10 protein-coding genes are annotated in these 8,085 nt (G+C 67.7%); 5 read left to right on the plus strand and 5 right to left on the minus strand.

What is annotated here, in order from left to right; translation table 11 throughout:
* Positions 1-129 precede the first annotated feature (129 nt).
* The 4 genes from U9978_RS14940 to U9978_RS14955 all read left to right on the plus strand — a co-directional run bounded on the left by U9978_RS14940 (position 130) and on the right by U9978_RS14955 (position 3,340).
* A complete protein-coding gene (locus tag U9978_RS14940) occupies positions 130-1,689 on the plus strand; it encodes a lactate racemase domain-containing protein (protein ID WP_416210980.1) in 1,560 nt (519 codons plus the stop codon).
* Positions 1,689-2,642 carry a lysophospholipid acyltransferase family protein gene (locus tag U9978_RS14945; protein ID WP_322761732.1) on the plus strand — a complete coding sequence of 318 codons (954 nt, stop codon included), beginning with the start codon at positions 1,689-1,691 and terminating at the stop codon, positions 2,640-2,642. Before U9978_RS14940 ends, U9978_RS14945 begins: the two co-directional genes overlap by 1 nt.
* 157 nt (positions 2,643-2,799) lie before the next feature.
* On the plus strand, positions 2,800-3,093 hold the full coding sequence (locus U9978_RS14950) for a hypothetical protein (RefSeq protein WP_322761733.1): 294 nt from the start codon (positions 2,800-2,802) through the stop codon (positions 3,091-3,093).
* Positions 3,094-3,202: 109 nt separating this feature from the next.
* Positions 3,203-3,340, plus strand: a complete 138-nt coding sequence (locus tag U9978_RS14955; RefSeq protein WP_322761734.1) for a hypothetical protein — start codon at positions 3,203-3,205, stop codon at positions 3,338-3,340.
* A 134-nt stretch (positions 3,341-3,474) separates the two neighbouring features.
* Here the strand turns inward: U9978_RS14955 and U9978_RS14960 are convergent, their stop codons facing one another.
* From U9978_RS14960 to U9978_RS14975, 4 genes are all read right to left on the minus strand, one after another.
* Complete coding sequence (locus U9978_RS14960; RefSeq protein WP_322761735.1) at positions 3,475-4,080, minus strand: hypothetical protein; 606 nt, start codon at positions 4,078-4,080, stop codon at positions 3,475-3,477.
* A gap of 678 nt (positions 4,081-4,758) precedes the next feature.
* Positions 4,759-5,133 (minus strand): CrcB family protein, encoded by a 375-nt coding sequence (locus tag U9978_RS14965; RefSeq protein ID WP_322761736.1) that lies wholly within the window; start codon positions 5,131-5,133, stop codon positions 4,759-4,761.
* Between the two features lie 20 nt (positions 5,134-5,153).
* Positions 5,154-5,666 carry a CrcB family protein gene (locus tag U9978_RS14970; protein ID WP_322761737.1) on the minus strand — a complete coding sequence of 171 codons (513 nt, stop codon included), beginning with the start codon at positions 5,664-5,666 and terminating at the stop codon, positions 5,154-5,156.
* Between the two features lie 19 nt (positions 5,667-5,685).
* Positions 5,686-6,684: a cation diffusion facilitator family transporter gene (locus tag U9978_RS14975; RefSeq protein WP_416210981.1), complete on the minus strand. Its 999-nt coding sequence runs from the start codon at positions 6,682-6,684 to the stop codon at positions 5,686-5,688.
* Positions 6,685-7,029: 345 nt separating this feature from the next.
* Between U9978_RS14975 and U9978_RS14980 the strand changes: the two genes are divergently transcribed.
* Positions 7,030-7,599, plus strand: a complete 570-nt coding sequence (locus U9978_RS14980; protein WP_322761739.1) for a Uma2 family endonuclease — start codon at positions 7,030-7,032, stop codon at positions 7,597-7,599.
* A gap of 145 nt (positions 7,600-7,744) precedes the next feature.
* Here U9978_RS14980 and U9978_RS14985 read toward each other — a convergent pair whose 3' ends face one another.
* Positions 7,745-8,029: a toxin-antitoxin system HicB family antitoxin gene (locus tag U9978_RS14985; protein WP_322761740.1), complete on the minus strand. Its 285-nt coding sequence runs from the start codon at positions 8,027-8,029 to the stop codon at positions 7,745-7,747.
* Between the last annotated feature and the right edge of the window lie 56 nt (positions 8,030-8,085).

Raw genomic sequence — 8,085 nt, forward strand, 5'->3', positions numbered from 1 at the left:
TGATGGGGCAAGGGTGAGATCTGTTCACTGGGACGTTCACTACGACGTTCACTGGATGGCGGCTGGCGACGGCAGTGTCGCCCGGCCGCAACCGCGTGTTAGGGGATCGCACAGGTGAGACCGGGGTTCGTGCTCGAGGTCGATGAGCGGACTCCTCCGCTTCTCGTACACCAGGGTGAGGGGTTCGGGCTGGAACGCTTCCCGCTCGGCACCCGGGTGCTTTACCCGCCGGAGTCGCTGCCGGAGCTGGCTGATGTGGACGCGGCGATCAGCCGGGCGTTGGCCGAGCCCGAGAACAGCGAGCCGCTGCGGGCGTTGCTTCGGCCGGGGATGCGTCTGACGATCGCCTTCGACGACCTGTCGCTCCCGCTGCCGCCGATGCGCCGGCCCGACATCCGCCAGCGGGTGATCGAGCAGGTGCTGACGATCGCGGCGCAGGTCGGCGTGGACGACGTGGTACTCATCGTGGCGAACGCGCTGCATCGCCGGATGACCGCCGCCGAGATCGAACGGGCCGTCGGGGAGCGGGTGTTCCGCTCGTTCTGGCCGGACAATCTCTACAACCACGACGCCGAGGACAGGGATAACCTGACCCACATCGGCCTGACCGAGAACGGCGAGGACGTCGAGATCAACCGGCGGGCCGCCGAGTCCGACCTGCTGGTCTACGTCAATATCAACATGGTGGCGATGGACGGTGGCCACAAGTCGGTGCCGATCGGGCTCGCGTCCTACAACAGCCTGCGCCACCATCACAACAGTCATACAATGGTGCACTCGCGTTCGTTCATGGACCACACCCGCTCGGCCATGCATTCCTCGGCGTGGCGGATGGGTCGGCTGCTGGCCGACCACCTGAAGATCTTCACGGTGGAGACGACCGTGAACAACGCGTCGTTCCCGTCCCGTTACGGCTTTCTGATGAAGCGGGAATGGGAATGGTCCGTACGCGACCAGGCGATGGCGTTCGGGATGTCGCGGGGGCTCGCGGCCATGCCGGTGCGGTCCCGCCGCAAGCTCTTCCACGATCTCGTGGCCGACTACGGGGTGACCGGCGTGCACGCGGGCGAGACCGAAGCCGTGCACGCCAAGACGATCGCGAATGTGCACCGCCAGCAGCTCGTCGAGGTCAACGGGCAGAGCGACGTGCTGGTCGTGGGCCTGCCCTATCTGGGGCCGTACAACGTGAACTCGGTGATGAACCCGATCCTCGCGATGTGCCTCGGGCTCGGTTACTTCTTCAACATGTACCGGGGGCAGCCGCTGGTCCGGCGCGGCGGAGCGATGATTCTCTACCATCCGGTGACGCCGGAGTTCTCCCAGCTGCACCATCCGTCGTATGTGGACTTCTTCGAGGAGGTTCTCGCCGAGTCCACCGACCCGGCGACCATTGAGGCCGCCTTCGAGAAGCAGTACGCGACCGACCCCTGGTATACCCACCTGTACCGCACATCGCACGCTTACCACGGCGTGCATCCGTTTTACATGTGGTACTGGGGTGCGCACGCCATGGACCACCTGGAGGATGTCGTGTGGGTCGGCGGTGACCGGGCCGCCTGCGCGCGGATGGGTTTCCGGGCCGCGTCCACCCTGGCCGACGCCTTGGAGATGGTGTCGGGCACGGTGGGCCGCGATCCATCCATGACCTATCTGCATTCCCCGCCGCACGTCATCGCGGACGTGCGGTGATGGCGTCCACCCCGGCCGGGGCTGGTCTGCGCGAGGTGGCCCGTGGCTGGCGCTGGGGGGCCCGGCCGCCGGTACCGCGCTCCGCCGAGCCTTATCAGCCGCCTGCGGTGGCCAGGGAGTTCCCGACGGCGTGGGCACGCACGCCGGCGATGCGGGCGGCCCGCGTCGCGGCCCTTGAGGTCGGGATGAGACCACTCCTGGACGCGAATCTATCGCTGTCGGTGACAGGACTGGAGGCCCTGGACGAGCTGCGGACCCCCGCGGTCTTCGTCTCGAACCACTCAAGCCATCTGGACGCTCCGCTGCTGTTGTGCACGCTGCCGAGGAAGCTGCGGGACCACACGGCGGTGGCCGCGGCCGCCGACTACTTCTTCGGCAGTTGGTGGCGGGGCCTGGGTACGGCTTTCCTGTTCGCGACCGTGCCGATCGAGCGCCGCGGGGGCGCCGCCTCGACAGCGCCCGCGGACCTGCTCGCGGACGGCTGGAATCTGGTGATCTTCCCGGAGGGGACCAGGTCAAAGGACGGCCAGCTCGCCCGCTTCCGGTTCGGTGCGGCCCATCTGGCGATCACCTGTGGGGTTCCGGTGGTACCGGTCGCGATTCGCGGCAGCTTCGCCGCGATGCCGCGTGGCCGTGGCTGGACCCGCCCGGGCAGGCCGGGGGTATCGGTACGCTTCGGTCGGCCGATGTACCCGATAACCGATCCGGCAACCGAGGACCTCCGCACCTTCACCGGCAGGATCTTCGCCGAGGTCTCCCGGCTGCTGGCCGAGGACACGACCTCGTGGTGGGAATCGCTGCGTGCGGCGCCCGCCGGCGCTCCGCCTCCCCGGTCCGCGCGCACAGCCCACTGGCGCCGGGTCTGGGCGTCGACAGAACCGGTCGGACACAGCCGGACGATCTCTCCCTGGGACCGGCCGGGCCTGCCATCCCGGCACCCTGGTGGATCGTGAGAAGAATCACAGTGGCCTCACATTGTGGATAACCCTGTCGACAGTGCGGTGCGTATCTCCCGATAGCCTGTGGATCTCCTGTGGGGAGAGACGCACCCGCCTGCGGCAGGCGATGTCAAGAGTTGATTCCAGATCCCTCAGGCCCGTCACTGGGTTCATGGACCTGCGCAACCGGCCCCACCGCTCCAGCCAGAAGCAGCACTCGAGCCACCAGCAGCACCCCTGCAACCCGGGCGTCGACGCCTTCCGGGCGAACCGGCCTGCCGGTCTGCCCCCGAGCGTCGCCCGGGTGGCCGACCGCACCCGCCTGTCGGCCGAACTACTCGCGGCCATCCTCGAGGTGGCGGACCGTACCCGGGTGTCCCTGGACGACATCGAGCTCGCGGACGCGCTCGCCGACCGGCTGCTCGCCCGCCGCCGCGACCGGCTGCGCCTCGCGGCCTCGGCCTGAGTCACCGTGTGCACCAAAGGGGGATACGGCGTTGGTAGAGGACACCGGCCAGCAACCGCCCCGCGCTGATGCAGTCCGAACTGATGCATTGCCACCTGCGCAGGACACCTTGACCGCCATCCTGGCGGATGTGGCGGTCTGGCAAAGCGTCCACGGCGTTCCGGACCTCACCGACGACGAGGCGATGGAAATCGCCGTGAATGAGATCGCGGCAATGCGTGCCGAGTCCCTGCGCCGTGCCAGCTAACTCGTGTCCCGGCTGCGCGTGGTCATCGACCCCAACGTGGTCGTATCAGCGCTGATCAATCCTGCCGGTCCACCCGCCGAGCTACATGCCGACGTCACCGGCCCCATCCCGTTGTACCGCTACCCCGATGATGCCTACCTGCTCCATGGCGCCCGCTCTTGTGGGTGCGCGGATTCGGTCGCGTTCAGGGCTTCGGTGTGATCAAGGGTTCCGGTCAGGGCAAGCCGCAGGGGTGCGCCCCGCAGGTGCACAGCAACCGGCCGGTCGACGGTCAGCAGCACGACCACGGCAAGGCGCGCACCTACGATTGCGATGATCCAACAGGCCGGATATCTCGTCGACCACGAGCTGTGGCAGACGAGCGCCAAGTGCGACCCTGACAGCTGCTCGGCAAGCGGCAAGGACGGCGACGAGAACAAGGACAGCCGTATCCCCACGTAATGGAGTCGACCTTTCCTATGAAGTGGAATGACCTGCCGGCACAGGCCCGCGACGCGGTCGAGGCACAGACCGGACCCATCATGTCCGCCGACACGGTGGACGTAGGGGACGGCTGCGACCTCGCCGCAGTCGTGGATGCGGGTGAGCAGCGGCTGTTCGTCAAAGCCGTCCACGGCGACGGCCGGCGGGCACGCTGGCTCCGCAACGAGCACACGTTCGGGCACCTCGCCGCAGGCATCGCGCCGAGTCCGCAGTTCGCATGCCAGGTCGATGACTGGCTGCTTGTCGGCTTCGAGCACGCGACCGGCCGCCCGGCGGACCTCGCGTCTGACTCCCCCGACCTACCCCGCATCGGCGATGTCGTCGACGACATCGCCCGCCGGGCCGGCGAGGGCCTGCGCTCGCTTTCCGAGCGATGGCGCAACACGGATTGGTGGGCGGACTTGACGGCGCGGCCAGCGAGCGCTTTCCCCGGCTGGGACGTAGCCACGGCAGCCGTCCACGCGAGCACCGTAGTCGACGCCGTTGCAGGGGACCGACTGATCCACACTGACCTGCATGCCCACCAGTTCATGGTCAGAAAGGACCGGGTCTGGGTGGTCGACTGGGGCTGGCCGGCACAAGGCGCCGGCTGGGTAGATGCCGCATTCATGGTCATCCGTCTCATCGGCGCCGGACACTCCCCGCAGCAGGCCGAGCAGTGGGCGTCCAGGCTGACCTGCTGGGCTGGCGCCACCGACGACGACCTCAACGCCTTCGCCTGCTACGTGGCCGGGCTGTGGAGCATGCGTGCCGCTGGGTCAGACAACCGCGCCGCCCACAACCGAGCGACCCTGGCACGCAGTTACGCTACGTGGCGCCTGACCCAGCTGCCACCAGCAAGGCGCGCGGTCCGCGCGTCGCGTTCCCCGCTGCTCACACCGGACCGTCCGTGTTCCCGTAACTCTCATGACACTGGAGCCGATCCGGTGGCTGGCTCAGTGCCACGCCGCACGGGCGAGCGTGATCCCGATGACGGCGGCGCCGACGGCGGCCAGCACGCTGAACACAACGTTCGCCACGGCGAGCAGCCGGGCACCGTCCTGCGCGAGCCGCACGGTCTCGTAGGAGAACGTCGAGTAGGTGCTCAACGCCCCACACAGCCCGGTACCGACCAGCAGTGCCACCCGGGATGACGCCGCCCCCGCGCTCACCGCCCCGGTGACCACACCGAGGACACCACTGGCGATCACGTTCACGGTGAACGTCCCCCACGGGAACACCGTGTCGTGGCGGGTCTGCACCGCCCGGTCGGTCAGGTACCGCACCGGCGCGCCGACCATCGCACCCAGGATCACCAGCAACCAGCTCACCAGCTCACCAGCTCACCAGCTCACCGGCCCACCTTGCGGCCGACATAACGGATGACACAACGGATGACCTCGACCGAGGCCCAGACCGCGCCGAGGGCGCTCACCATGGTCAGCGCAAGATACGTCAACGCCGTACCAGCGTGTCCGCCGTTCACCAGCCGTTCGGCGTCGACCGCATACGTGGAGAACGTCGTGAACCCGCCCAGGACGCCGGTGCCGACGAACGGCCGTACCAGCGGATGCGCCGTACGTACCTCGGTGATCATTACCATCAGCACGCCGATCAACGCGCAGCCGGCGGTATTCACCGCCAGCATGGCCCACGGGAACGCGCCGGGCGGGGTGGGCCAGCGCAGCATCACGCCGTAACGGGTGCACGCCCCCAGCGCACCACCGACAGCGATCACCGCTAGAAGCGGCGCAGGGGCCGCGGGCCGGCGCTGCGCGGGGATGTGCAGATCGACATCGGGATCGGTCGGCTCGCCGACCATGCGCACCCTCCCTACCTGCGCGACAACGGCAGTAGCCAGCATGACTGACTACCTGGCGCGGTCAGGTCGGCCGGGGGGCGTAGGCGTAGTGCGTCCTACCGTGCGGAGTGACGCAGTGTGGGTCGGGTTGTCCGGGTGCGCGCTGGGTGTCGGTGAGCAGGTGGTCGACCTGGAGGGTGGTGTGATCGATGTGATGATCATCGCGCAGCCAGGTGTCCAGGTCGCGGCGGACGGCGTGGCAGTCGGCGTCGGGGTGCACCAGGACGTGCGCGGACAGCGCGGGTTCGCTGGAGGTGATCTGCCAGATGTGCAGGTCGTGGACTTCGCTGACACCGGGCCGGCGGGCCATCGCGGCACCGATGCCGTCCGGGTCGAGCCCGTCCGGCGCGGCCTCGAGGAAGATCCGTCCGGAGGCGCGCAGCAGGCCGACACCGGCTTTCACCATGAGGATGACGACGACGACCGAGGCGATGGAGTCGGCCCGGTTCCATCCGGTGATGATTATGATCACGCCCGCTATCACGGTCGCGACGAACGCATAGAGATCGGTGAGGATGTGCTGGAAGGTGCCTTCGACGTTCAGGCTTGCCCGGTTGGCCCGGCTGATCGCCGCGGTTGCGGCAATGTTGACGGCCACACCGACCAGCGCGGTGCTCAGGACGAGCCCACCGGCCACCGGACCCGGTGACAGCAGCCGTGCGACCGCCTCGTAACCGAGCCAGCCGGCGAGCAGGAGCAGTGTGAGACCGTTGGCCGCAGCGGAGAGAATCTCCACCCGACGCAGACCGAACGTGTAGGGGCCGCCGGCGGGCCGGGCCGCTATCCGCAGCGCCGCCAGTGCCAGCACGATCGACGCCGCGTCGGTGAGCATATGGGCTGCATCCGACAGTAGCGCCAGCGAGTGCGCGAGCAGGCCGACGACAACCTCGCCGACGAGGTAGACGCCGATGAGACCAAGAGCGATCGTCAACCAGCGTTGGTCGGCGTCCACTGTCACGCCGTGCGTATGACCTGCATGGCCATCCGTCGCGTGGCCATCCGCCCCATGAGCATGAATCATTCCGGGGTCACCCACCGCCGACCTTCCCTTCCCTCATTCTCCTTTCCACCATATCGCTCGTCCTTCCCCTGACGTATCGCTTTTCGAACGGGTGCCCAGTCGGTCGTTAACGGAAACGACTGCCGGCACCGAATTCGGTTTCGTTCCCGTGAATTCCGCTCGCGATCAATTCGATCCTTTTGCTGTCGGTTGCAATTGTGTGCGGCCCTTCGGATCCATGGGGCCATCCGGCGGGGACGGGCACAGAGGATGTGGATAACTTCGTGTTTTCCACAGCGCGTGGTCAAGTCTGGTGCGCAGCGTGTGGGAGGATCAGTCTGGCGTCATGGCTGAGAGGAGCCCATCATGGCGGTTATGGCGGTCGCGTACGAGGATCTTCCGATCCGTGCGGATGGGTTCACTGTCGATGATCTGGCGGAGTTGCCCGATGACGGGCGGCGGTACGAGCTGGTCGACGGGGTGCTGCTGGTGAGCCCCGCGCCCCGCTGGGAACACCAGGTCGGATGCGATGAGCTGACCGCGTTGCTGCGTGCAGCGTGTCCGCCCGAGCTTTACGTGTTCGGCTCGAGCCCGGATGTGCGCAGGGGGCAACGGACCAGTGTTCAGCCGGATGTGTGCGTGGTCGCCCGGGCGGATCTGGTCCGCGGGGAGCGTTACCTGGCTGTGCCGCTGCTGGTCGTCGAGGTGCTCTCCCCCAGCAGCGTGGGCGTCGACCGACTGCTCAAACGCGACGTCTATGCCCGTCTCGGTGTCGGCCACTACTGGATCGTCGACGCAGACAAGCCCTCGATCACCACCCTGAGGCTCGCCGACAGCGACTATGTCGAGACCGTGACCGTGTACGGCGAGGCGACCCTGACCGTTACCGACCCGTTCCCGCTGACCGTCAGCCCGTCCCAGCTCGTCCTGCCCTGACGACCGAATGTGAGATTCGACGAGGACGGCCTGCCGTACCTTCGCCGATGCCGGATCCCTGTTGCCGGTCGCTCTTGAGGGTCGTTGCCCGTGGGTCAGCGGTCGGGAGTGGCCAAGATCTTGAAAAGCATGGTGTTGACGTCGGTCAGCGTCTGGACGTCGACCCGTATCCGACGGTGCCGTCGGCGAGATTGGGCAGCCCCGCCGCGGCGAGAACCCGCTGGTTGGCCTCACCGAAGGTGAGAGCCGCGCTGGCCACCGCCGGGTTGGCCTCCATCCAGGCCCCGTGCGCGGCGCAGCGCCGACGCATGTCCTCGGCGTCCAGCACGCCCTCGACCCAGGTGTTCATCGAGGTGTGCTCGGCCTCGGCGTAACGCTTGACCGTCTTGTACGCCTCGTCCGACAACCGGAGTGTGATCGTGCGTGTCATGCGAAATACGTTAGCTGGATATGACAGCAGTGCCTGCAGGCAGCGCGGGACGATCA

This window comes from Protofrankia sp. Cr2 (genome assembly GCF_963555885.1).
Lineage (GTDB): Bacteria > Actinomycetota > Actinomycetes > Frankiales > Frankiaceae > Protofrankia.

What these genes read in the sequence shown, in the direction of transcription:
- U9978_RS14950 (WP_322761733.1), top strand. Translation starts at nt 2,800, where the DNA reads ATGGACCTGCGCAACCGGCCCCACCGCTCCAGCCAGAAGCAGCACTCG.
- U9978_RS14975 (WP_416210981.1), bottom strand. Translation starts at nt 6,684, where the DNA reads ATGATTCATGCTCATGGGGCGGATGGCCACGCGACGGATGGCCATGCA.
- U9978_RS14945 (WP_322761732.1), top strand. Translation starts at nt 1,689, where the DNA reads ATGGCGTCCACCCCGGCCGGGGCTGGTCTGCGCGAGGTGGCCCGTGGC.
- U9978_RS14980 (WP_322761739.1), top strand. Translation starts at nt 7,030, where the DNA reads ATGGCGGTTATGGCGGTCGCGTACGAGGATCTTCCGATCCGTGCGGAT.
- U9978_RS14970 (WP_322761737.1), bottom strand. Translation starts at nt 5,666, where the DNA reads ATGCTGGCTACTGCCGTTGTCGCGCAGGTAGGGAGGGTGCGCATGGTC.
- U9978_RS14985 (WP_322761740.1), bottom strand. Translation starts at nt 8,029, where the DNA reads ATGACACGCACGATCACACTCCGGTTGTCGGACGAGGCGTACAAGACG.